This is a genomic window from Janthinobacterium lyxosi, assembly GCF_051380665.1.
GTDB lineage: Bacteria > Pseudomonadota > Gammaproteobacteria > Burkholderiales > Burkholderiaceae_D > Janthinobacterium.
Genome location: NZ_JBNYXM010000005.1, coordinates 236,796 through 260,618, shown reverse-complemented (window position 1 = coordinate 260,618; position 23,823 = coordinate 236,796). Strand labels below are relative to the sequence as shown.

At 62.2% G+C, this 23,823-nt stretch carries 21 protein-coding genes and 1 pseudogene; 11 read left to right on the top strand and 11 right to left on the bottom strand.

The genetic code is table 11. The features are described 5' to 3' along the window. Positions 1 to 37: 37 nt before the first annotated feature. From ACQ4WP_RS07375 to ACQ4WP_RS07335, 9 genes are all read right to left on the bottom strand, one after another. Positions 38 to 1,924, bottom strand: a complete 1,887-nt coding sequence (locus tag ACQ4WP_RS07375) for a propionate--CoA ligase (RefSeq protein ID WP_436519362.1) — start codon at positions 1,922 to 1,924, stop codon at positions 38 to 40. Positions 1,925 to 2,028: 104 nt separating this feature from the next. After that, positions 2,029 to 3,261 carry a hypothetical protein gene (locus tag ACQ4WP_RS07370; RefSeq protein ID WP_436519361.1) on the bottom strand — a complete coding sequence of 411 codons (1,233 nt, stop codon included), beginning with the start codon at positions 3,259 to 3,261 and terminating at the stop codon, positions 2,029 to 2,031. 9 nt (positions 3,262 to 3,270) lie between these two features. After that, complete coding sequence (locus ACQ4WP_RS07365; protein WP_436519360.1) at positions 3,271 to 4,818, bottom strand: MBOAT family O-acyltransferase; 1,548 nt, start codon at positions 4,816 to 4,818, stop codon at positions 3,271 to 3,273. A 167-nt stretch (positions 4,819 to 4,985) separates the two neighbouring features. Next, positions 4,986 to 6,176 carry a 2-methylaconitate cis-trans isomerase PrpF gene (gene prpF, locus ACQ4WP_RS07360; RefSeq protein WP_436519359.1) on the bottom strand — a complete coding sequence of 397 codons (1,191 nt, stop codon included), beginning with the start codon at positions 6,174 to 6,176 and terminating at the stop codon, positions 4,986 to 4,988. Positions 6,177 to 6,237: 61 nt separating this feature from the next. Continuing rightward, on the bottom strand, positions 6,238 to 8,832 hold the full coding sequence (gene acnD / locus ACQ4WP_RS07355; protein ID WP_436519389.1) for a Fe/S-dependent 2-methylisocitrate dehydratase AcnD: 2,595 nt from the start codon (positions 8,830 to 8,832) through the stop codon (positions 6,238 to 6,240). A gap of 23 nt (positions 8,833 to 8,855) precedes the next feature. Continuing rightward, a complete protein-coding gene (prpC, locus tag ACQ4WP_RS07350; RefSeq protein ID WP_436519358.1) occupies positions 8,856 to 10,010 on the bottom strand; it encodes a bifunctional 2-methylcitrate synthase/citrate synthase in 1,155 nt (384 codons plus the stop codon). 69 nt (positions 10,011 to 10,079) lie between these two features. Next, a complete protein-coding gene (gene prpB, locus ACQ4WP_RS07345; protein ID WP_436519357.1) occupies positions 10,080 to 10,967 on the bottom strand; it encodes a methylisocitrate lyase in 888 nt (295 codons plus the stop codon). A gap of 363 nt (positions 10,968 to 11,330) precedes the next feature. After that, positions 11,331 to 11,579: a hypothetical protein gene (locus ACQ4WP_RS07340; protein ID WP_436519356.1), complete on the bottom strand. Its 249-nt coding sequence runs from the start codon at positions 11,577 to 11,579 to the stop codon at positions 11,331 to 11,333. 124 nt (positions 11,580 to 11,703) lie between these two features. Further along, on the bottom strand, positions 11,704 to 11,940 hold the full coding sequence (locus ACQ4WP_RS07335; protein ID WP_436519355.1) for a hypothetical protein: 237 nt from the start codon (positions 11,938 to 11,940) through the stop codon (positions 11,704 to 11,706). Positions 11,941 to 12,116: 176 nt separating this feature from the next. Between ACQ4WP_RS07335 and ACQ4WP_RS07330 the strand changes: the two genes are divergently transcribed. From ACQ4WP_RS07330 to ACQ4WP_RS29285, 6 genes and pseudogenes are all read left to right on the top strand, one after another. Beyond that, positions 12,117 to 12,974 (top strand): MBL fold metallo-hydrolase, encoded by an 858-nt coding sequence (locus tag ACQ4WP_RS07330; RefSeq protein WP_436519354.1) that lies wholly within the window; start codon positions 12,117 to 12,119, stop codon positions 12,972 to 12,974. Positions 12,975 to 13,243: 269 nt separating this feature from the next. Next, a pseudogene (locus ACQ4WP_RS07325) lies at positions 13,244 to 14,089 on the top strand (T6SS effector phospholipase Tle3 domain-containing protein). Continuing rightward, a complete protein-coding gene (locus ACQ4WP_RS07320; protein WP_436519353.1) occupies positions 14,037 to 14,387 on the top strand; it encodes a T6SS effector phospholipase Tle3 domain-containing protein in 351 nt (116 codons plus the stop codon). The pseudogene ACQ4WP_RS07325 and the gene ACQ4WP_RS07320 overlap by 53 nt, the downstream one beginning before the upstream one ends. A gap of 168 nt (positions 14,388 to 14,555) precedes the next feature. Beyond that, entirely contained in the window at positions 14,556 to 15,254 is a 699-nt protein-coding gene (locus ACQ4WP_RS07315; RefSeq protein ID WP_436519352.1) for an effector protein Tle3 domain-containing protein, read from the top strand. After that, positions 15,247 to 15,459 carry a hypothetical protein gene (locus ACQ4WP_RS07310; RefSeq protein ID WP_436519351.1) on the top strand — a complete coding sequence of 71 codons (213 nt, stop codon included), beginning with the start codon at positions 15,247 to 15,249 and terminating at the stop codon, positions 15,457 to 15,459. The genes ACQ4WP_RS07315 and ACQ4WP_RS07310 overlap by 8 nt, the downstream gene beginning before the upstream one ends. Positions 15,460 to 16,126: 667 nt before the next feature. Further along, on the top strand, positions 16,127 to 16,579 hold the full coding sequence (locus ACQ4WP_RS29285; protein ID WP_495542764.1) for a hypothetical protein: 453 nt from the start codon (positions 16,127 to 16,129) through the stop codon (positions 16,577 to 16,579). Between the two features lie 19 nt (positions 16,580 to 16,598). Here the strand turns inward: ACQ4WP_RS29285 and ACQ4WP_RS07295 are convergent, their stop codons facing one another. Beyond that, on the bottom strand, positions 16,599 to 18,059 hold the full coding sequence (locus ACQ4WP_RS07295) for a M20/M25/M40 family metallo-hydrolase (protein WP_436519348.1): 1,461 nt from the start codon (positions 18,057 to 18,059) through the stop codon (positions 16,599 to 16,601). A gap of 176 nt (positions 18,060 to 18,235) precedes the next feature. Between ACQ4WP_RS07295 and ACQ4WP_RS07290 the strand changes: the two genes are divergently transcribed. The 3 genes from ACQ4WP_RS07290 (at position 18,236) to ACQ4WP_RS07280 (ending at position 20,454) form a co-directional block, all read left to right on the top strand. Continuing rightward, positions 18,236 to 18,766, top strand: a complete 531-nt coding sequence (locus ACQ4WP_RS07290) for a GNAT family N-acetyltransferase (protein WP_436519347.1) — start codon at positions 18,236 to 18,238, stop codon at positions 18,764 to 18,766. A gap of 120 nt (positions 18,767 to 18,886) precedes the next feature. After that, a complete protein-coding gene (locus ACQ4WP_RS07285) occupies positions 18,887 to 19,360 on the top strand; it encodes a glycine zipper 2TM domain-containing protein (RefSeq protein WP_436519346.1) in 474 nt (157 codons plus the stop codon). A 143-nt stretch (positions 19,361 to 19,503) separates the two neighbouring features. Further along, positions 19,504 to 20,454, top strand: a complete 951-nt coding sequence (locus ACQ4WP_RS07280; RefSeq protein WP_436519345.1) for a PP2C family protein-serine/threonine phosphatase — start codon at positions 19,504 to 19,506, stop codon at positions 20,452 to 20,454. On the opposite strand, the gene ACQ4WP_RS07275 is transcribed toward ACQ4WP_RS07280, so the two are convergent. Further along, positions 20,435 to 20,854: a DUF2177 family protein gene (locus ACQ4WP_RS07275; RefSeq protein WP_436519344.1), complete on the bottom strand. Its 420-nt coding sequence runs from the start codon at positions 20,852 to 20,854 to the stop codon at positions 20,435 to 20,437. The genes ACQ4WP_RS07280 and ACQ4WP_RS07275 overlap by 20 nt on opposite strands. Before the next feature lie 317 nt (positions 20,855 to 21,171). Here ACQ4WP_RS07275 and ACQ4WP_RS07270 point away from each other — a divergent pair, with 317 nt between their 5' ends. Both ACQ4WP_RS07270 and ACQ4WP_RS07265 read left to right on the top strand, forming a co-directional pair. Further along, complete coding sequence (locus ACQ4WP_RS07270; protein WP_436519343.1) at positions 21,172 to 22,773, top strand: FHA domain-containing protein; 1,602 nt, start codon at positions 21,172 to 21,174, stop codon at positions 22,771 to 22,773. 385 nt (positions 22,774 to 23,158) lie between these two features. Further along, positions 23,159 to 23,752: a metal-dependent hydrolase gene (locus ACQ4WP_RS07265; RefSeq protein WP_436519342.1), complete on the top strand. Its 594-nt coding sequence runs from the start codon at positions 23,159 to 23,161 to the stop codon at positions 23,750 to 23,752. Positions 23,753 to 23,823: the final 71 nt, after the last annotated feature.

Genomic DNA, 23,823 nt, shown 5'->3' with positions numbered 1-23,823 from the left:
GTTTATCGAATGATAAACTTCGCTTGTATCATGGCGCTTAAGCCAGCGCCGCCTGGATCTGCTGCAGCGATGCCGGATCGTCCATCGACGTCAGGTCGCCCGGGCTGCGGCCTTCGCAGATGGCCTGGATCGAGCGGCGCAGCAGCTTGCCTGAACGCGTCTTCGGCAACTGTGGCACGAACAGCACGCGCGCGGGCCGCGCCACGGCGCCCAGCTGGCGGTCAACCACGGCCATCACTTCACGCTCCAGCACCGCTTTCGCTTCGGCACTGTCGAAGCCCTGCGGGTTTTTCAGGATCACGAAGGCCATCGCCACCTGGCCTTTGAGCTTGTCTTCCACGCCCACCACCGCCACTTCCGACACGTTCGGATGGCTGGAAATGCTTTCCTCGATTTCGCGCGTGCCCAGGCGGTGGCCGGCCACGTTGATCACGTCATCGGTGCGGCCCAGGATGAAGTAATAGCCGTCCGCATCGCGCACGCCCCAGTCGAAGGTGGAATACACTTGCCGGCCGCTGAAAGTGGACCAGTAGGTGTCGACGAAACGCTCGTCATCGCCGTACACCGTCTGCATGCAGCCCGGCGGCAGCGGGCCTTCCAGCACCAGCACGCCCTTCTGGTTGGCGCCGCACTCCTCGCCCGTCGCTTCGTTGAGCAGTTTGACCTGGTAGCCGTACATGGCCAGGCCCGGGCTGCCCAGGCGCGTCGGCATATCGGCCACGCCTTTCGCCACCGACAAGATCGGCCAGCCCGTCTCCGTCTGCCAGTAGTTGTCGATGATGTCCACTTTGAGTTCATCGGCGATCCATTGCGAAGTGGTTTCATCGAGCGGCTCGCCCGCCAGATACAGCGCCTTCAATGACGACAGGTCGTGCTTGCGCATCAGTTCCACCGGGTGCTTGCGTAGCACGCGGATGGCCGTTGGCGCCGAAAACATGCGCGTGACCTTGTATTTTTCGACGATGCTCCACCAGATGCCCGCATCGGGACAGATCGGCAAACCCTCGTACAGGATGGTGGCCATGCCGGCGATCAGCGGGCCATACACGATGTAGGAATGGCCTACCACCCAGCCGATATCCGAGGTGGCAAAGAAAGTTTCACCGGCCTTGCCACAGAAGTTGTACTGCATCGACGACGCCAGCGCCACCGCATAGCCGCCTACGTCGCGCTGCACGCCCTTGGGTTTACCCGTCGTGCCCGAGGTGTACAGTACATACGACGGCTCGTTCGATTCGAGCCAGGTGACGGGCACCTGCGCGTCCAGGTGCTGCTCGCGCAGGGTCGCGTAATCGACGTCGCGGCCCGGCGTCAGTTCCATCGGCACCAGATGGCGGTCGACCAGCAGCACCTGCTGCGGCTTGTGCGCGGCGATGCGGATAGCTTCGTCGAGCAGCGGCTTGTAGGCGATCGCCTTGCCATTGCGCGAACCGGCATCGGCGGAGAACACCAGTTTGGGCTGCGCATCGTCGATGCGGCTGGCCAGGCTGTTGGCGGCAAAACCGCCGAACACCACGGAATGCACGGCGCCGATGCGGGCGCAAGCGAGCATGGCAAAGGCCGCCTCGGCGATCATCGGCATGTAAATCAAGACGCGGTCGCCCTTGACCACGCCCAGCGACTGCAACATGGCGGCGCAGCGCTCCACTTCGCGCTGCAGCTCGCGAAAACTGTAAGTGCGCTCGGTATTGGTTTCGGTGGAAATGGCGATCAGCGCGGCCGCATCGCCCTGGCTGTCTACCCAACGGTCAACGGCGTTGTGGCACAAATTGGTGGTGCCGCCGACGAACCATTTGGCGAACGGCGGACGGGAATAATCAAGCACTTGCGAAAACGGGGTATGCCAATCGATCTTTTCCGCTTCCTCGCGCCAAAAAGCGTCTGGCGTGTCGATCGAGCGTTGATAAAATGCTGCGAAATTCATGTCTCCTCCGGTATGCGTACAATCTGTATCGGGCCTGGGCGAACTGGCCTGGGCGCCGCCTTTTATGTATTCCTTGTGTACCATCTGCCTGCGTAGTTCTTCCTTTATCTGCGTACTGGTGCATCCTCCAATGATTTTTCAAACAGTTTTCTCGAGAACTCGAACATCTCCGGCTGCGCCGCCATGCAGGCGCTGCGCTCGGCGGTAATCCTGTCGCGATTCGCGGCCAGCGTGGCGCTGGTCAGCGGCATGCCGAACTGGCCGTCGTCCGGCGCGCTGTCCTCTTGCGTCATCACCCGCTGCATCACAATGTCGCCCAGTGCCTTCTTGAAGTGCCCTGCTTCCCAGTACCAGCGCGTGCTGGCGTGGCGCTGTTGTTGCGTGGGAATCGGCTCGCAGTTGTAAGGGCCAAAGCCACTGAAATCGGTCACGCTGATGCTGGCCGATGGATTTTGTTTTTTGACGGCGTCGACTTCCAGCACGACTTGCTGTTTCCACGCCTCGAACAGGGGCCACAGGCCAGCCGATTCAAACATGGCGAGAATCTGCGCGTGATAGGGATAGACCACCAGCTTGATATCGGCCTGCGTGGCCGCCATCGCCAGCAGGAAGGTACGCAAGGCTAGCAAGTCTTCAGTGGCGAGGCCACTCTTCGATTTCCTCTTGAAACTGGCGGCACTTTCCTGCGCCCGCTGGCGAAACAGCTTGTGGTAGCCATCGCGGCGCACATACGCGCCATACTCCAGCAAGGGATTGAAACCATCAGGCGACAGCGTCGCCGCCTCGCCGTCGTGCTGGATGCGCAAGGTATGCGCAGCATCGCGGACGGACGCCAGCGAAAAAAGCGTATCGAAGCGCCAGAATGGGCGCCCTTGTGCAGGCGCTGCCGCAGTCGCCGCAGGTGCAGGCAATGCCGCAACCGGATTGAGAAAATCGATGAACTCCATGCCCACGATGACGGTGCGCGGCTTGACGCCAGCCTGCAGCAATTGCGCGAACTGGCTGGCGGACGTGGCCAGGCCCGTGCCGGGAATCGCCAGGTTATAACCGGCGTCGCCCAGCGGGGCAAAAGCGCCGGCGCGCGGATCGAAGCCGATCTCGGCGCGCGAGTTCCCCAGGATGATGAATTGCGGCCGCAGGCGCAGCGCATGTTCCTGCTTGATCTGGCTTTGGTAGCGGGTCAGTCCCGGCTTGACGGCATTGAAATGGTCGCGGCGCACGATCCCGTACACACCATAAGGATCGACAATGAGCACAAAGGCACAGACGATGATGGCGCCCGACACCAGCAAGAGCAGCAGCGTAAGCAGATAAAACCTGAACGGGGAACGTGTCATGCTCACCCCTTAAAACTGAAAGTACAGGAATTCGGCGGGCCGGTTCAAGGCCAGCATGCTCGCCAGCGCCAGCGCGGCAATGGCGGCGGCCCACGCGGGCGACGCGCGCCAGGTCAGCCGGCGCAAGACGCCCTGCCCTGCCGCGGCCTGGCTTTCCTGGAAATCCAGCGCCGGCCCGAAGCGCCGCATGATTTGCTGCGTGTTGGGCATGGTGAAAACCAGCACGGCCGCCATCGCGATCCACGTCCAGCTTTCCATAAAAGCCGTGCCGCCTCCCAGATAAAAGGATACGCCCATCGAAGCCAGCATGGGCTGCACTGGCAGCAGATAGGGAGCCAGTGCATCGGGCAAGGCCAAGCCGAAGCCGCCGGCCATGCCTTTCAATATTGTCAGGGCACTGGCCATATCGGGCGCGCGGAAGAAAACCCAGGCAATGCAAACGACTGTAAAAGTAAGCAAAGTCGCCACGACATTCCCGGCACGTGTACCGGACGGCAGGCGAAGCTTGCGCGCCACCGTGCTCCAGCCCTTGTGGATGGCCAGGAAAGCGCCGTGCAACGCCCCCCAAACGAGAAAATTCCACCCGGCGCCATGCCACAAGCCGCCCAGCACCATGGTGATCATCAGGTTCAGGTAGCGCCGCACGGGGCCGCAGCGGTTGCCGCCGAGCGGAATGTACAGGTAGTCGCGCAGGAAGCGCGACAGGGTCATGTGCCAGCGGCGCCAGAATTGCGCGATATTGCGCGATTTATACGGCGAATCGAAGTTCAAAGGCAGGCGCACGCCGAACAGGCGCGACAAGCCGATGGCCATGTCGGAATAGCCGGAGAAGTCGAAATACAGCTGGAAGGTGTATGCCAACACCCCGCCCCAGGCGAGCAGCAGCGAGGGTGTGGCAGGGTCGTTGAACAGCGGCGCCGCATACGGGCCGATATTGTCGGCAATCAACACTTTTTTTGCCAGGCCGATGAAAAAGATGCTGCTGCCGATGGCGATATTCCTGGCCGAGAGGCGAAAGATGAGCCGGTCCGCGAACTGCGGCATCATTTCCTTGTGGTGCAGTACGGGGCCGGCAATCAGATGGGGGAAGTACGTGACAAACAGCAGATAGTGGACAAAACGGCTTTCCTGCACCTTGCCCTGGTAGGTATCGACCAGAAAAGCGATCTGGGTAAACGTAAAAAACGAGATCCCGATGGGCAGCACCACGTGCAGGGCGGGCAGCGGCTGCGCCATCAGCTCCGCCAGGCTGGCAACAAAGAACCCCGCATATTTGTAATAGGCGAGCAGGCCCAGGTTGGCGGCAATGGCCGCCATCAACAGACCCTTGCGATGGATGCGGCGTCCTGGCCCAAGCAGGGCTGCGCAGCCGTAATTGAAGATGACAGAGCCGAGCAGCAGCGGCAGATAGCGGTAATCCCACCAGCCATAGAAAAAAAGCGATGCCACCGCCAGCCAGGCGGCCGCCCCTAGCGGGCTACGCCGTCCCAGGATGAAAAATCCGGCCACCGTGATGGGCAAATAGGCAAACAGGAAGACGTAGGAGTTGAATAGCATCAGTTCACCAGTCAGAAGGATGGGAGGCCGCCAACGCACGCTGCACGCTGACGCGCATCGCGGCTGGCGCCTCGCCATTTTCCTTGTCGCTCAATTTCATTGCTAGCAGAAATATCAACTTATCTGCAATGCCTCTGCCCATTTGGCCCGACAGCGTCGTGTTCAGGCTAAAACGCGTCGCCGGGAACGCGTACCAACCCTTCCATCAGTACGCGCGCGCTGCGGCTCATGATGGCCTTGGTGACGCTCCATTGGCCATCGAGCAGCGCCGCTTCCGCACCCACCATCAAGGTGCCGGAAGGATGGCCGAAGCGCACGCTGTTGCGTGGCCCGCCGCCCGCCGCCAGGTTCACCAGGGTGCCGGGAATGGCTGCCGCCGTGCCGATGGCAACAGCCGCCGTGCCCATCATGGCATGGTGCAGCTTGCCCATGGACATGGCGCGCACCAGCAAGTCGATCTCGCCCGCTTCCACCCGCTTGCCGCTGGACGAGACATAGCTGGCCGGCTTGGCGACGAAGGCTACTTTCGGCGTGTGCTGGCGTTTCGCCGCTTCATCCAGGTGGGAAATCAAACCCATGCGCAGCGCGCCATGCGCGCGGATGGTCTCGAAACGGGCCAGCGCGACAGGATCACCATTGATGGCATCCTGCAGTTCCGTGCCCGTGTAGCCGATGGCATGCGCGTCGACAAAGATCGTCGGGATGCCGGCGTTGATCATCGTGACTTTCAAGGCGCCGATGCCGGGCACGTCGAGGTCATCGACCAAATTACCGGTAGGGAACATCGCCCCGCCGCCACCCTCTTCCTCGGCGGCCGGGTCGAGGAATTCCAGTTTCACTTCGGCGGCCGGGAAGGTCACGCCATCGAGCTCGAAGTCGCCCGTTTCCTGCACTTCGCCATTCGTCACGGGGACGTGGGCGATGATGGTCTTGCCGATATTGGCTTGCCAGATGCGCACCGTGGCCACGCCGTCGCGCGGCACGCGCGCAGCGTCCACCAGGCCGCTGGCAATGGCGAACGAGCCGACGGCAGCCGACAGGTTACCGCAGTTGCCGCTCCAGTCGACAAACGGCTTGTCGATGGAAACCTGGCCGAACAGATAGTCGACGTCATGCTCGGGCTTGGCGCTTTTTGCCAGGATCACCGTCTTGCTGGTGCTGGAGGTGGCGCCGCCCATGCCGTCAATCTGCTTGCCGTACGCGTCGGGGCTGCCGATCACGCGCAGCAGCAAGGCATCGCGCGCCGCGCCCGGCACTTGCGCGCTGAGCGGCAAATCCTGCAGGCGGAAGAACACGCCCTTGCTGGTGCCGCCGCGCATGTAGGTGGCGGGGATTTTGATTTGGGGTACGTGGGTCATGAGATTTCCTGAAAAGCCGGGCAGCGCGCACCTGCGCGCCACCCGGTGAGTGACGAACTGCTTACGCTGCCTTGGACGACTCGAGGAAATCTTGCGCGAAGCGTTGAAGAACGCCGCCGGCCTCATAGATCGACACCTCTTCCGCCGTATCGAGGCGGCAGGTGACGGGCACTTCGAGCGTTTCGCCGTTCTTGCGGTGGATGAGCAAAGTCAGGGTGGAGCGCGGCGTGCGCTCGCCGACGACATCGTAGGTTTCGCTACCATCGAGGCCCAGGGTCTTGCGGTTCACGCCTGGCAAAAATTCCAGCGGCAAGACGCCCATGCCCACCAAGTTGGTGCGGTGGATACGCTCGAAGCCTTCGGCCACGATGGCTTCCACGCCGGCCAGGCGCACGCCCTTGGCGGCCCAGTCGCGCGAGGATCCCTGGCCATAGTCGGCGCCGGCGATGATGATCAATGGCTGCTTGCGCTCCATGTACACCTCGATGGCTTCCCACATGCGCGAAATGGTGCCTTCCGGCTCGATGCGCGTAAGCGAACCGGCTTTCACCTTGCCATCTTCGATCACCATCTCGTTTTTCAGGGTCGGGTTGGCAAACGTGGCGCGCTGCGCCGTCAAATGGTCGCCCCGGTGCGTGGCATAGGAATTGAAGTCTTCCTCGGGCAAACCCATCTTGGCCAGGTATTCGCCGGCCGCGCTATCGAGCATGATGGCGTTCGATGGCGACAAATGGTCGGTGGTGATGTTGTCTCCCAGGACGGCCAGCGGACGCATGCCTTTCAAGGGGCGTGCGCCAGCCAGCGCGCCTTCCCAGTATGGCGGACGGCGGATGTACGTCGTCTGCGGACGCCAGTCGTACAGGGGGCTGACCTTGATACCATCGTCCACCTGCGCGGCGAACATGGGGATATACACCTTGCGGAACTGCTCCGGCTTGACGCTGGAAGCGACGATGGCGTCGATTTCCTCGTCCGACGGCCAGATATCCTTGAGCAGGACAGGCTTGCCATCCGGGGCGATGCCCAGCACGTCCTTTTCAATGTCGAAGCGGATGGTGCCGGCAATCGCGTAGGCCACCACCAGCGGCGGCGAGGCGAGGAAAGCCTGTTTCGCGTACGGGTGGATGCGGCCGTCGAAGTTGCGGTTGCCCGACAAGACAGCCGTGGCGTACAGGTCGCGCGACACCACTTCATCCTGGATGACAGGGTCGAGCGCGCCCGACATGCCGTTGCACGAGGTGCAGGCAAACGCCACCACGCCAAAGCCCAATGTTTCCAGCTCCGGCAGCAAGCCCGCTTCCTGCAGATACAGTTCCACGGTTTTCGAGCCGGGCGCCAGCGACGATTTGACCCATGGCTTGCGCGTCAGGCCCAGGCGGTTCGCATTGCGCGCGATCAGGCCGGCAGCAATCATGTTGCGCGGGTTGTTCGTGTTGGTGCAGCTGGTGATGGCCGCGATGATGACGGCGCCGTCCGGCATCTTGCCCGGTTCGTTTTCCACCACGCCGGAAATCCCCCGCGCGGCCAGTTCCGACGTCGGCACGCGGTTGTGCGGATTCGACGGCCCGGCGATATTGCGCACGACAGATGACAGGTCGAAGCTCAAGACGCGCTCGTACTGCGCGTCGACCAGGCTGTCGGCCCACAGGCCCGTTTCCTTCGCATACAGCTCCACCAGCTTCACCAGCTCGTCGTCGCGGCCCGTCAGCTTCAGATACTTGATGGTTTGCGCGTCGATGTAGAACATGGCGGCCGTGGCGCCAAATTCCGGCGCCATGTTGGAAATCGTGGCGCGGTCGCCCAGGGTCAGGTGCGAAGCGCCCTCGCCAAAGAACTCCAGGTAGGACGAGACGACCTTCTGCTTGCGCAAAAATTCCGTCAGCGCCAGCACCGTGTCCGTGGCCGTGATGCCCGGCTGCGGCTTGCCCGTCAGCTTGACGCCGATGATGTCGGGCAAACGCATCCACGAAGCGCGGCCCAGCATCACGCTTTCCGCTTCCAGTCCACCCACGCCGATGGCGATCACGCCCAGCGCATCGACCATCGGCGTATGCGAATCCGTGCCCACCAGGGTGTCGGGATAGGCTACGCCATCCTGCACCTGGATCACGGGCGACATGCGCTCCAGATTGATCTGGTGCAAGATGCCGTTGCCTGGCGGAATCACGTCAACGTTCTTGAACGCTTTCTTGGTCCAGTCGATGAAGTCGAAACGGTCTTCGTTGCGGCGGTCTTCGATGGCGCGGTTCTTGGCAAAGGCATCAGGATCGAAGCCGCCGCATTCGACGGCCAGCGAATGGTCGACCACCAGCTGCGTCGGCACGACGGGATTGACCAGGGCCGGGTCGCCGCCCTGGGCCGCGATGGCGTCGCGCAGGCCTGCCAGGTCGACCAGGGCCGTCTGGCCCAGGATGTCATGGCAGACGACGCGGGCGGGGAACCATGGAAAGTCCAGGTCGCGGCGACGTTCGATGAACTGGCTCAGGGAAGCATTCAAGGTGGCCGGGTCGCAGCGGCGCACCAGGTTTTCGGCCAGCACGCGCGAGGTGTAGGGCAAGGTGGCGTAGGCGCCTGGCTGGATCGCATCGACGGCGGCACGCGTGTCGAAATAGTCTAGCTGGGTGCCCGGCAAGGGTTTGCGGTGCAGCGTATTCATATTAATACTCATGTTGGCACTCATTATTTGCGGTCCTTGATCGGCACAAATTCCAGATCTTCCGGGCCGACATAGTTGGCGCTCGGACGGATGATCTTATTGTCGATGCGCTGCTCGATGATGTGGGCGGCCCAGCCCGAGGTGCGCGAGATGACGAACAGCGGCGTAAACATCGCCGTCGGCACGCCCATCATGTGGTAGGACACGGCCGAGAACCAGTCCAGGTTAGGGAACATATTCTTGATTTCCCACATGACCGATTCCAGGCGCTCGGCGATGTCGAACATTTTCGTGGAACCCGCCTCCTGCGACAGCGAACGGGCCACTTCCTTGATGACCTTGTTGCGCGGATCGGAAATCGTATAGACGGGGTGGCCGAAGCCGATCACCACTTCCTTGTTGGACACGCGCTCGCGGATGTCCGCTTCCGCTTCATCGGCATTGTCGTAGCGCTTCTGGATGTCCAGCGCCACTTCGTTCGCGCCGCCGTGTTTCGGGCCGCGCAGCGCGCCGATGGCGCCCGTGATGGCCGAATGGATGTCCGAACCCGTGCCGGCGATGACGCGGCTGGTGAAGGTCGAGGCGTTGAATTCGTGTTCCGCGTACAGAATCAGCGAGGTGTGCATGGCTTTTTCCCACGACGCCGACGGCTTTTCGCCGTGCAGCAGGTGCAGGAAGTGGCCGCCGATCGAGTCGTCGTCCGTTTCCACTTCGATGCGCTTGCCATTATGGCTGTAGTGGTACCAATACAGCAGCATGGAGCCGAACGACGCCATCAGGCGGTCGGCGATGTCGCGCGCGCCAGGCGCATTATGGTCGTCTTTTTCAGGCAAGGTACAGCCCAGCACCGACACGCCCGTGCGCATCACGTCCATCGGGTGGGCGGCGGCCGGCAGCGCTTCCAGGGCCGACTTGACAGCCGACGGCAGGCCGCGCAGGGATTTCAGCTTGGCCTTGTAGCCTTTCAGTTCGGCCGCCGTGGGCAGCTTGCCGTGCACCAGCAGGTAGGCGATTTCCTCGAATTCGCAGCTGTCGGCCACGTCCAGGATGTCATAGCCGCGGTAGTGCAAATCGTTGCCGGTCTTGCCGACCGAGCACAGCGCCGTGTTGCCGGCGGTAACGCCGGACAGGGCGACGGATTTTTTAGGCTTGAAAGTAGCGACTTGCGGTGCGGTCATTGTGTTCTCCAGATTGAATAGTCTCGGGTGCGTCACTGCGGGACCGGCATGCGGTCCCTGCTTCTTTACTTATTTCTTTTGCGCGGCGAACAGGGCATCGAGCTTTTGCTCGAAGTCGTGGTAATTGATCGATTCATACAGCTCCATGCGCGTCTGCATGGTGTCGACGACATTCTTTTGCGTGCCGTCGCGGCGCAGGGCACGGTAGACGTTGTCGGCAGCCTTGTTCATGGCGCGGAAGGCCGACAGCGGATACAGGGCCAGGCCCACGTGGGCGCTGCGCAGCTCGTCCAGCGTGAACAGCGGCGTGTCGCCAAATTCCGTGATATTGGCCAGGATAGGCACATTGACGGCCTTGGCGAACGTGGCGTACATCTCCAGGTCCGTGATGGCTTCAGGGAAGATCATGTCGGCGCCCGCCTCGACGCAGGCGACGGCGCGTTCCAGTGCCGCTTCCAGGCCATCGACGGCCAGCGCATCGGTGCGCGCCATGATGACGAAGTTGGGGTCCGTGCGCGCATCGACGGCTGCCTTGATGCGGTCGACCATTTCTTCCTTGCTCACGATTTCCTTGCCCGGACGGTGGCCGCAGCGCTTGGCGCCCACCTGATCTTCGATGTGCAGGCCGGCGGCGCCGAACTTGATCATCGATTTCACCGTGCGCGCCACATTGAAGGCGGACGAACCGAAGCCCGTGTCGGCATCGACCAGCAGCGGCAGGTCGCACACGTCGGTGATGCGACGGATATCGGTCAGCACGTCGTCCAGACTGGAAATACCCAGATCGGGCAAGCCCAGCGAGCCGGCCGCGACACCGCCGCCGGACAGATAAATGGCTTTATAGCCGGCGCGCTTGGCCAGCAAGGCGTGGTTGGCATTGATGGCGCCGACGACTTGCAACGGGGATTCTTCCTGGACGGCCTTGCGGAATGCAGCACCTGCGGAGTATTGAGTCATGTGTTCACCTTATGGGATTCGGGTCGTCCCGAATGTTTCATGGACTTGCTATGAGTATCAGTATTGCAAATGCCGTGCCAGGGCCATGCGCTCGCCCAAAAAGTGCGCTACAACACAGTGCAATACGAGGGAAACGGCCAGGCAGCAGCGTGGCGCGCGCTGTCACGCAAGGGAACAGGATGTGATGCCCGATAGTCGCGATGTTTCAATTACGTTTCAACTATTTCATATGAAACATCATATTGAAACATGCAACAGGCCGTGGATTTAGCTGGATGGGCGCAGACCTTGCAGCGCGCCAAACGCAACACAGCCGGCGGGCGCCGGCTGCAGGAACACAATGAAACTGAAAAAACAAAAAAACTAGGCCAGCCGCACCAGCGGGTTGGCGATGATGTTGTCGATCTGGCGCACGGCTTCCTCGCAGGCGGCGGCAATGGCGCCATCCTCGTCGTCGCGCACGAACTGCATGGTCGAGCCTTCGAACACTTCCAGGCCTTCCGCGGTGGCGCGTTCGATGTCGCAACTTGCCGACCATTTGCCATCGGTGGTGGGCACGACCAGGGGAACGATTTCCCAGCCTTTATAGTGAATTTTAGAACTGCTTTCCATGGGGTGCCTCCTTGTGACTGACTCAATAGTGGAAATCGTAGCATGAAGCGCGACTGGCAGCGATGTGTTTCAGGCACCAACACGTAGTCAGGCTCACTTTTCGGGCTAAACGATTTACGCTGACTCAAGGACGCAGCAGATTATCCACTTCCGTCCTGGCCACTTCCAGGCCGGCCGTGCAAGCCGTCTCGGGCGCCGCATAGCCGCCCAGGGTGCGGCTGCGCGTGATCGCTTGCGCCGCGCTCTCGCCTTCGCGCTGCAGGCGGTAGGTAAAATCCCATAAATCGTCGTTGTCCTTTTGCGGGGTCACCGAAATCGTAAAACCGCGGTACTCTTCGCTGCGTGCAGTGATATCGTTCATGAATTCCTCCTTGTCAGAATGAGGTTACCACGCAGCAAGCGCCAGGGCGTGCACGACTGCGACGGGCGCATGCATGCCCGCTTATCTGTTTTTCGCATGTTTAATCTCAATTTCCAACATTTTTTAGCGCACCCTGGCGATATAATGCCCTTCCCTGTCCGTACTTTGCCGCCGCGATGACCCCACAAATCCAAGCTTTCTTCGACCCCGCCACCGCCACCGTCACCTATGTCGTCTACGCAGCGGATGGCCAGGACTGCGCCATCATCGATTCCGTGCTCGACTACGACCCCAAGGCGGGCCGTACCTCGACTACGTCGGCCGACAAGGTGATCGCCTTCGTGCGTGAACATGGCTTGCAATGCCGCTGGTTGCTGGAAACCCATGCGCATGCCGACCACCTGTCCGCCGCGCCCTACCTGCAGCAGCAGGTGGGCGGCGACGTGGCCATCGGCGCCGCCATCCAGACGGTGCAGCAAGCCTTCGCTGCCGTCTACCACCAGGATGACGCCAAGGCCGACGGCTCGCAGTTCGACCAACTGTTCGCGCCCGACCAGGTGTTTCATATTGGCAAGCTGGAAGTGCGCGCCCTGCACGTGCCCGGCCATACGCCGGCCGACCTGGCCTACCAGATCGGCGACGCCGTCTTCGTGGGCGACACCCTGTTCATGCCGGACGTGGGTTCGGCCCGCTGCGACTTTCCAGGCGGCTCCGCGTCCCTGCTGTACCGCTCCGTGCAGCGCCTGCTGTCGCTGCCGCCGCAAACCAGGCTGTTCATGTGCCACGACTACCCGCCCAACGGCCGCGCGCCGCGCTGGGAAGTGACGGTGGCCGAACAGCGCGCCAGCAACATCCACTTGCGCGACGGCATCACGGAAGAACAATTCGTGGCCATGCGCACGGGCCGCGACGCCACCCTCGACATGCCGACCCTGATCCTGCCCGCCATCCAGGTCAACATCAACGCGGGCAAGCTGCCCGAGCCGGAAGACAACGGCGTGCGCTACCTGAAGATACCGCTGAACGCGATCTGATTCCCTCGGCACTCCCCGCCCGCCGCGCCTCCTTTCTTGACACCACGCAAGTCCCGCCCCAGGCAATCCGCATACAGTGCAGATTGCCTGAGCTTGCTTGGGCGCAGCTGTTTCTGCTTTCCCATCCTGGATGGAGCGCCCGCCTGTCGCCCGACCCTACGCTCGATACCAATTGCATCCTGCTCGCCGAAGCCGAAGGCACGACGCTGTTCAGCCACGCGCTGTTCAAGGCCGTCACGCGCTTGCCGCGCCCCGGCATCGTCATCTTCGTGCATGGCGTCAATTCCGACGGCGAATGGTATGAGCAGGCCGAACAAGGCCTGTGCGCCGGCCTGAATGCGCGCCTGAAGCGCCGCGATGAGTATCTGGTCATCCCTGGCCCGGCCGCCGGGCAGATGAAGGCCGCCACTTACACCCGCGAATTGACAGATGACATTTTCCTCAACCCCAAGCGCAATGCCACCACCTTCCTGCAGGCGGGCGACGCCAATTCGCCCGTGATCCGCTTTCGCTAGGGCTACAAAGCCAACGGCGAGGAATTGCAGGCATTTGGCGACGGCATCTATCTCAACGAAAGAAATTATTGGGGCGGCGGGCCGTTCGCCAACGGCTGCAGCGCCCTGCCGGATCTGTGGAGCCAGGGCTTGTCCGAGGAACTGTTCCTGTGGATGCATATCCAGCACATGAACCCGACGAATGACCGGCAAGTGTATGCCTGTCCGCCGCGCCCGTATTTTGTGTTCGCCGCCTGGCGTCTGGCGCGTCTCGTGCAATCGATCAGGGCGTACCAGCACGACGCACCCGTCACCATCGTCTGCCATAGCCAGGGCAATATGGCGGCCATGGCGGCCGCCTTTCTCGGTGAAACGCTGGGCGCTTCCGCCGTGGCCGACAGTTATGTGCTGTGCAACCCGCCCTACAGCTTGCTCGACAGCAATTTTACGGAAAACTGGGTCAGCGGCCATTTGAAGGATGAGCATGGCAACACGGGCCGGCAAAAAGTACGCAGCGCGCACGCAAACCCTGCAGGCGTTTTTCAACATCCTGCGCACCCGTTCGACAATGCAGCAGGATGCGGCCTTTGTCGACGAGTTCAGCGCCAATCGCAAGCCTGAACGCAAGGACAGCTATACGGCCGCGTTCGACCGCGCAGACTACGGTTTGCATGGTTCCACCTATGGCAGGGTCACCCTGTATTTCAATCCGCACGACCACGTGATTTCCGCCACGCCCGTGCAGGGCATAGGCTGGCGCGGCATGTCGGCACAGGAAATTGCCGATACGGGCGGCGAAGGCGTCTTCACCCAGCGCGTGTTTGCGCAAAATCACCTTGTCGGCCAGGAAAATGAAAAGGACTACGATATCTCGCAGCGCAATGGCCAGCCCTTGACACCGGACAGCATCGATTTCTGACACCCGCATTCGCTGGTCGCCGAATACTCGATCGCAAAGGACATGCGGGCCAGCAAAGGCATCGGGCGCAAGATACTGACCTTTTAATTCGCCCCCATCGTCATCATTCTCGCCAAGACTGCCGGCACGCGCATCAACGCCCTGCCGCCCAAGTCCTGGCGGCTGCCGATGAAGGCACCCAGGCTGCCCGAGGCATTCCTGCCACGCTCGACACGCCTTGCCGACACCAGCGAACAATTTGACGAAGACTGCGATGCCCCGGCCGACTCCCTGCACAAGGACCGCGCCGCCGAAGCCGAAGACGCGTACGCGCCTTACCGTTCCCAGGGCAAGGGCGATGCGCAAGCAGAGGCGGCACTGCGCTACGAACAGAATGGCATGCTGCACATGCAGGCCAGGCGCGACGGCTGGGTCGAAAAAGGCAAGCCTGTGACGGCGGTGGACAAGCCGGAAGAGGCTTCCAAGGATTTCAATGCCTGGCGCAAGAACGAAATCCAGAGCTACCTGGCCGCCAATATCGACACCCACGCCACCGATCACTCGACCATCATGGCCAATCCCGAGCATGCGCAGAAGGCGCTGGCGTATGACGTGGCGGTGGGGGTATGCACGATCAGGCAGGAGGCATTGCGGAAGTTACGGGTTGCGGCGGATTGGAGGTTGTTAGAGCCTCTCAATGCTACCGATGATAGCGCCGAGTTTTTTGAATATTACGACAGCGGAGAATTCAAAAAAACATCTTTATACAAATGGGCTAACGCCAAAGACAGCCCTGCCAGAAAACCAAAAAGCATCGTTGACGAACGCCAGAATGCCAAGCCTGCCGACACTTCCACCAATTTTGCGCTGAGGGCTGACGGTGCGTAAGTTCATTGCCACGCCACGCCAGCGACTGGCCTGGGCGCTCACCACATTTCTCTTCGTCATTTTCCTGGCACTTTGCTTCACCTTGCCGGGCTATGCCAGTCACCAGCACGTCAATTCACCTGGAGACCTCATGAAACAGTTCCTTGCCTTGCCCATGCTCGCCGCTTTCTCCATGTTTGCGCTATTGACAGCCTGCGCCGTGTAGCCTGCGCAGAAAGAAGAAGCTCTATCCGAAATCACTGCCCATGTTCCATTCCAGGCACAAGTCCTAGGGCTGCAGTGGCTCAAGCCGCTGCAGCGGCTCGACTATCCGACCGAGTGGCAGCTGCTATGGACGTTGGGATTGGCCAAGCCCAACGAAAATGACAATATGGTCAGGACGGATCCCAGGGGCTTCAGTACCTTGCAGGCAGTCGCCCCCATTGCTCACGATCTCGATGGCACGGAAACGTTCAAAGGCTATCACCATAAATATCTGCGCGAACTAATGACCAATTTCCACGATATTTACTATTCCAGCCCCACCCACTTCTATTCAGCATCGGCAATACCAATTTCCCCGCCCTCTGGACCCGCGCCACGCCACCCGACGTGCGCATCACCGTGGGCGGCAACAATGCAGGCTTCACTTCCCTGCAAGCCGCGCTGGCCTACCTGGAAGCGCATCCGAAGGCAACCGTATGGGTGATGAACTGGGATGCGCCGAGCCGGCCGAAAACCATGCAGATCAATGAAAACCTGGTGCTGCTGGTGCTGGCCGGCCCCGATTACAAGACGGAACGGGCGGTGCTGGAGTGGATAGGCTCTCCGGCCACGAAAAGCGTGGCTGATTTTGAACTGGCCAAGGACAAGCCGCCACGCGCCGTGCAGGCCTGGCAGGCGGTATTTGCCGAGGCGGCGCGCCATGGCGGCAAACAGAGACCGATATTGGCTACGTCATCCACGACGCCAACAGGACCCTGCCCACCGCCTCCGATCGGCTGGGCCAGCTGGCGCAGGCGCTGACCCTGGAAGCACCGGGCTTCGACTTCCTGCCGCAGACCTTCAATACGCCGGCGCTGCTGGGCGAGATGGGTGCCGGCACGGCGCTGACCAACGTGGCCCTGGGTATCGCCCATGCGAACCACCTCGGCAAGCCCGTGCTGGTGACGGGCACCAGCGATCCTGACAGCGCTACCTGCGTGCTGGTTTCGCCGCCGGCCACGGTGCGCCCGATCGACCACGACAAGCCATGGTTCCGCGCGCGCGGCGAAAACAATGCCTACTTGCCGTGGTGGGGCATCCGCCACGATGCGGCGGACGACATGCAGGGTTACTCGGAATAAGGTGGCAGGCGCCGCCCCATTACTCCGGCTGTTCCGGCGCGCGCCCGATCTCGCCATCGATATTGGCCAGGAACCAGGCCAGCGACGACATCAGCGCCACGTTGCGCTTCAGGTTCTCCGGGTCGACCTTGTCCAGCGTGTCGGCCGGCGTGTGGTGATAGTGAAAATAGCTATGGCTGTCGACCAGCGGCTCGAAACTGGGCACGCCGCCCGTTTCCAGGCGGTGCAAGTCGCCCGTGCCCAGCGCGTCGCGTCGCGTGAACGCGTGCGCGCCCATCGGCTGCAGGGCGGCACGCAGCGGGGCGAACAGTTTTTCCGACTTCGGTCCCACGCTGGCGAGGATGCCGAACGGGCGACCGGCGCCGCTGTCCATCTCGATGGCCGCATATTGCTTGCCCAGCGCCTGCTTGTGGGCGTCGAAATACGCCTGGCCGCCGCGCCCGCCGTTTTCCTCGTTCATCCAGGCGATCACGCGGATGGTGCGGCGCGGGCGGTAGTCGAGTTTTTTCAAGGTTTCCACCACACCCATGGCCGCCACCACGCCGGCGCCGTCATCGTGTGCGCCCGTCGCCAGGTCCCAGGAGTCGAGGTGGCCCGAGACCACCACCACTTCATCGGCCTTGTCCGTGCCCGGCCAGTCGGCGATCACGTTGTAGCTGTCCGCGTCGGGCAGGTTTTGCGGCGTCAACGTCAGGTGCATTTTCATCGGGCCGCGCGCGGCCAGGCGGCCGATCAGCAAGGCGTCTTCCACCGTGACGGCGGCCGCTGGAATGCGTTTATTGTCATCGAGTCCCGTGGCGCCCGCGTGCGGGATGCGGAAGTTCGCACCGCCGATCGAGCGCACCAGCGCGGCGGCCGCGCCCAGGTCGGCCGCCGCCTTGGGGCCGAGGAAACGCGCGCGCGAACCCTGGCCATAGGTGACGCCGGCCAGGCCCCGCTCGGCCATCTCCTGGTCGAACGGCGTATCGATCAGCACGATGGCCCCCTTCACTTCCGACGCGCGCGCCTTGAGTTCTTCCAGGCTCCTGACGATGATCACGGGCGCCGTCAGGCCGGCGGCCGGCGTGGCGCCCGAGCCGCCCAGGGCGGTGAGCACCACGCGCTGCGACACGCCCTGCGGACGGCCCGCATAGTCGACAATTTCCGCCGTTTCCACGCCACGCACCCAGTGCGGCACTTTCACGGGCTGCAAGGTGACCTTGGCGCCCAGCTGGCGCATGGTCTCGGCCACCTGCTGCACGGCGGCGGCCGCGCCGGCGGAACCGGACAGGCGCGGGCCGATCAAATCCGTCATGTCGGCCAGGCGGGCATATGCCCAATCGCTTTGCAGCGCCGTGTCGCGCACCTGCGCCAGCGCCTGCGGCGCATTGCCTGGCGCGGTGGCAAAGGCACCAGAGCTGGTGACGCAGCCGAGGGCGATGCCAATGGCGATGGGCAAAGAAGAACGGCGCAGTGGCGCGCCAGTCAGAATGGTATGCATGTGATTTCAGTTCCAGTCAACAAGGTCGAAGCGGGTACGCCGTGGCCATGGGCAAGGCGCGACTTTTTCTACGATAGCGTATTTATTCTGTCATTGCAGCAACTTTTACGGGATCGATTGCCTCTTTCCCCAAGAGTCGATTACCATCAAGATCGTGATCGCTACCGGAAACCGCCATGCTCAAGGGAACACTCTGTACCATCCGGCATTTGCAGGCCGCCGACCTGAATACCTATATTTCTCTCGTCAACGACCTGCCCTCGCGCGGCGAGTTTTTTTCGATGCAGTTCAAGTCGCCCGAGGCCATGCGGCGCGACTTCCTGCAATCGGGCTTTGTCACCGAGGACAGCGAATTGTTCCTCATCGAAGATCATGCCCAGCATATCATCGGCACGATCACGCACTTCAAGAGTCGCACGCCAGCTTCGCGCGAGATCGGTTACCGCCTGTTCGACCGGCAGCGGGACGGACAGGGCTACATCAGCGAAGCGACGCGCCTGGTAATCGACTACCTGTTCAACGCCTATCCGTATCACCGGCTGGAACTGCTGATGGATCCACTCAACATCGGCTCCGAGCGCATCGCGCAAAAGAACGGTTTTACCCAGGAAGGCTTGATGCGCCAGGCTTTCTTTATCAACGGAGTGATGCGCGATGTCAAAATGTACAGTCTGCTGCGTCCCGAATGGCAGGCGCGCCTGCGCTGACTTGTTACCGTCTGGGCAGGATTGTAATAAGTTGTATTAGACGTGGAACAAGCGGGGAGCAGCAGATATAGTCCAGTTCATGCAGATCATCGTGATCTCGCCGGAATGGAAGGAAATGCCATGTTGAACAAGAAACTCCTGGGTGCGGTAATGGTAGCGGCAGTGGCTGTGTCTTCGGCCGCAGTCGCCGGTGACCGCGACTTCAATACCGTTGCAGGCGCTGTCGTCGGAGCGGCTATTGGCAACAGCACCGGCGGCCGTAACGGCGCGATCGTCGGTGGCGTACTTGGCGCAGCCGTCGGCAACAGCATCAGCACGAATGACCGCTATTACGACCGTGGCGGCTATCGCGGCGGTTACCGTGAAACGTATTATCAGCCCGCACCACAGCCCGTCTATTATCAGCCTGCGCCTCAGCCCGTTTACTACCAGCCTGCGCCGCAGCCTGTGTATTACGCGCCGCCACCGCGCTACTACGGCCCGCCGGCTGTCGTCTACGTGCAACCGGGACGCGGCTACTACCGCGACCATGGCCGCCGCGACTACTATGACCGCGGCCACGGCCACGGTCATGGCTGGGGCCATCGCCGTTAAGCACTGCCCTGCACCATAGAAAACCTGCGCCAGCCTGTTGCCGCAGGTTTTTTTGTGCGACAAGCAAGGTATCACCGACGCACAATTTCGGCTAAGCTGTGTCCCATGATCAACATTGCTGGCCGCCTGGACCGCTCCAACCGATGCATTTACTCAAAGACGCGCTAGACTTCGGCCCCTGGCTCGATGCCGCCGCTGGCAGCAGCGTGGGCGCCGGCCCCGTACCGCGGCGCGAGAATCAGGATAACTTCCTGCTGATCGATGCCAGCGGCCACGCCGTCTGCCTGTCGCGGCAGGCGCCGTTCCACTGCCAGGTACCGGGCTGGCCGTCCGGCCATGTGCGCGCCGCCGTGCTCGACGGCATGGGTGGCCACGGCCAAGGTCGCGAGGCGGCGGAAGCGGCCGTGCAAGGCTTGCTGGCCGTGCCCGCCTGCATCGACACGGCCAGCCTGGCAGCCAGGCTCGACGCCTTGCACACGCGCCTGCAGGACGGTTTCGCCAGGGACGCGCCAGCCCAGGCGCGTCCACCCGGCACCACCCTGACCTTGCTGGAAGTGCCACCCGGCGAAGCGCCGCTGCTGTATCACGTGGGTGATTCGCGCCTGTATGAACTGGTCGACGGCGCGGCCAGCATCCTGACCGTCGACCACGTGCCGGCCACCGTGTACGCCATGCGCGGCGCGCTCGATGAAACACGCTGGCGCGCCACCGTGCATGGCGAGCACCATCCGCAAATCTCGCAGGCATTTATTTTGGGCAACGCCATCAGCGACAGTTTGCTGCTCGACAAGCCCCTGCGCGGCCTCGATGCATCCACCTTGCCGCCTTTCCTGGCGCACCTGGGCGACCGCCGCGTGCTGCGCGTGCGGCCCGGCGCCCATTATTTGCTGGCCAGCGACGGCTTCTGGGCCTGCGAGGATCCGCTGGCCCTCACGGGCCGCTGGCCCGCCTTGTGTGCCGGCAAGACTGCGGCACAGGCCGTCAGCGCCCTGTTCGACGATTTCCTCGCCCAACCGCCAAAAGGCTTGCATAGCGACAACATTACCATCCTGGTGCTGCGCTTCGATGCGGAATTTATCGGCCCGATCGGCTAGCGGCCAGATAACCGGCCGTCGCCGACACGGCTGACAGCACGCTGCCCCAGGCCATGTCGATCACCGTCAAGGCCAGCGGCCAGTCACGCAAGGTCGCATAGTTACTCAGATCATAGGTGCCATAGGCAAGCAAGCCCAGCAGCGCGCCCAGTGCTGCCGCCGTGCGCCAGCGGCGCGCCCGCAGTCCGGGCAGGATGGCAAAGACCAGCAGCCCCGCCACGTACAGCAGATAAAACAGCGTGGCCGGCGCCCAGCGGGGCGTGTCCGCCAGCAACGGCGCCAGCGCCGCGGCGTACACGGGCTTCATCAGTACCGCCAGCCACAAAGCATCGATGGCCAGAAACACAGACAAGGTGGCGCCATAGGCGATGGCATGCTGGAGCGGGCGTTGGGCAGGCATGGTCATCTCTCGGCGTCAGGCGGCGTGGGGGGAAACGGCTGTGCCAGCATAATGCAAAACGCCTCCAGGCTCGCATCGCGGACGTAAAAATGCGTAGCCGGCGCGCACGCGCGTTGATGGGAGAGCAATTTCATGCAATATCAAAAAAACATATCCAGAAAGACATAATATATGTTTTTTAGCAATAGTTTCCATGACATGTATGGCGAGGTGTGACCAGGGACATGAATTTGGGCAAAAAGAGCGCATTCCTGCGCTGCGAAAGTTGCCAAGCAGGCGCAAAAGCGCGTAAGCTCTCATGGAGAACAGAGGGCAAGATGTCCCCACTCGATTCGAGTCAGAATGTCATGAAAAAATGCAGCAACCCGGAGCACCCGCACTGTACGTTCTGGGTCTTGCCTGGGGATACAGTCTGCGCGGGCAACCACCCGCAAGCGATGACTGCTCCCAGCAGCTACGACCTGTTGGCCGCACTGCGCAGCACCCGTTCCGAGCCATCGGCAACGGCGCTTCCGCACGCCCCGGCCCATGACGCTGTCTTTCAAGCCGTGAGCAACCCTGTGCCGATCTCCGCCGCGCGTCCGGCGTTCACGCCAGCCCCCGTTGCCTCGGCAGCAGTTCCCCCCGCCTACCAGCCGGTGCAAACGCATCTGCACATCAGCGGCTTCGATCCCCGTGCGGCAGGCGGACGCCAGACATTGAAAATGGAATTGCGCGGCATGAGCGCCGCCTGCGCGCCGCAGCTGACCTTGCGCCTGCGCTCGGACCTGATCCCCCGCGGCCAGGTGCAGCATGATTTCGTGCGCACCACGCGCGGCGACTGGCGGCCCGTGTTTGTCGAGTTCTCCTCGCGCAACAAGGAACACGGGCAATACCAGATCGAGGTGGAAGTGCACAGCCACCTCGATGGTGCCGTGGCGCAGAAATGGGTGTGCACCTTCGTCATCCTGGTGCCGCGCCGGGACGCCACCCTGACGGAAATCCACCAGATCTTCCTCAGCACGCACAAGAACGTGCGCGTGATGGCCGACGACGCATCGATCGCCCGCGTCACGGGTGGTGACGGCTGCAACCTCGACGTAACGGCGCGCAATGCCGGCATTGCCCACGTGGATTTATCTGCGCCGCAAGGCAAGATCGACATGGGTTTTACCACTATCGCCTGGGACGAGGAGTTGATCGAAGTCGACCTGCCCGCCGCCAGCCACTGCCATCCGCACCCCAGCCAGGCGGCCTGTCTCGTCAATGCGGCGCCGGAAGCGGGCGAACAACGCCAGATTCGCCTGTTCGCGCTGGAAGAATGCATGCTGGGCCGCTTCGAACTGGTGGACCCGGAAGCCGACGTGCTGCTCAGCCATTTCAATTCCGATGGCCAGGACAACAACGGCTTGACGCGCCGCCTGTCGGGCCGCCATGCCATCATCCGGCGCAGCCAGCAAGGCTTTGAAATCGAGGATGTGTCGCGCTATGGCGTGCTACTCGACGGCGTGTGGCCCGGCAAGCACAAGCCCGTCGCCCTGCGCCTGGGCATGCGCATCGAATTGTCTGCCAGCATCAAAGGCATCGTCGTGCTCAGCGTCACGGCCCTGCTCGCGCACGGCGTGATCCTGCACCGCATCGACCACGGCGCCCGCGCCGAATGCTTTTATTTGCTGCTGCCCGACACCCAGCCCACGCCGGCAAGCCACCTTGCCACGCCGCAGGCCAGCTGCCTTCCCGTACTTTTCCACCGCAATGGCGGATTCTGGCACCTGGACACAACCAGTGGCAAAGAGACGCCGCTGGCGCCCGCCACGCCCCTCGACAAGCTCAGCGGCTTCGCGCGGCACAACCGCTTCGCCAGCGAACCGTATCCGGAATGCTGGATCATCCGCACCGAGGGTGCTGCTCTTTGCGATAGCGGCGCGCTGACCGTCTGACAACTCCTCCTGCCACCTGATCCTAGCGCGGTACCAGTACGAGAAAAATCATCGACAACCCCAGAATAAACACCGCTTCCAGCGTAAACACGATGGCGGGAATCTGCAATTCGCGTGGGATTTTCATGGCGAGACCTCTTCAAAACATAAGACTACCTTCAGCATAGCGCGCCCTGCGCCAATTGCATTATCAGCGGCACAACACACTTGACTGGCCAGCATGAGTTGCCGAGTTCGCTGGCAAGGCCACCGCGACACACAATTTAACAAATTATCCGCAGATATTCTGCAAATAGCACTCCTCCACGCCCCTGAATACTGTATATTCATCCAGTTAAAATCTCTTGCATTTCACAAAATGCCCGCAGGGCGTTTTACATTTTCTATGGCTTCCAATAAAGCGCATCATGCGACCGGTTGGGCTGCCGGCGTGATCGCCGCGGCCCTCGTCGCGCACGCTGGCGCCGGTGGCCCCTATCAAGTGCTGAGCATGCTCGCCTTTGTCATGGGGGCGCTGGGCGGCACGGCGCCGGACTGGCTGGAAGTGGCCTGGTGGGCGCGCACGCACCGGCTGTGGATCACGCACCGCACGTGGACCCACTGGGGCCTGGCCTGGATCGCCCTGCTCGTCTACACCTATCTGCAATTGCCGCACCACTTCTGGGCGCCGCCCCTGTTCGGTTTTGCAGCGGGCGGCATCATGCATTTGCTGGCCGACTGGCCCAATCCATTGGGCGTGCCGTGGATTTTCCGCCGCCACTCGCTGCGCTGGTGGAAAAGCGGCCGCCACGACATCATCGTCATCATCGCCGCCTGGCTGGCCGCCACCGTCGTGGCCGACCATGTATATTTTGACGGCATCCACCTGCGGCGCACCCTGCTGGCGCTCGACGGCCTGCTGCACTGGTCCGCCGGCGCACTCCAGACGGCCTGGACGGATCTGCAACAGTGGCAGGAGCGCTGGCGCCTGGGTACCTGACGCCAATTGACGCCGGCGCCGTGGCAATGTGATAATGAGTATCATTCTCAAAAAGCCCAGCCAGCCGGCAC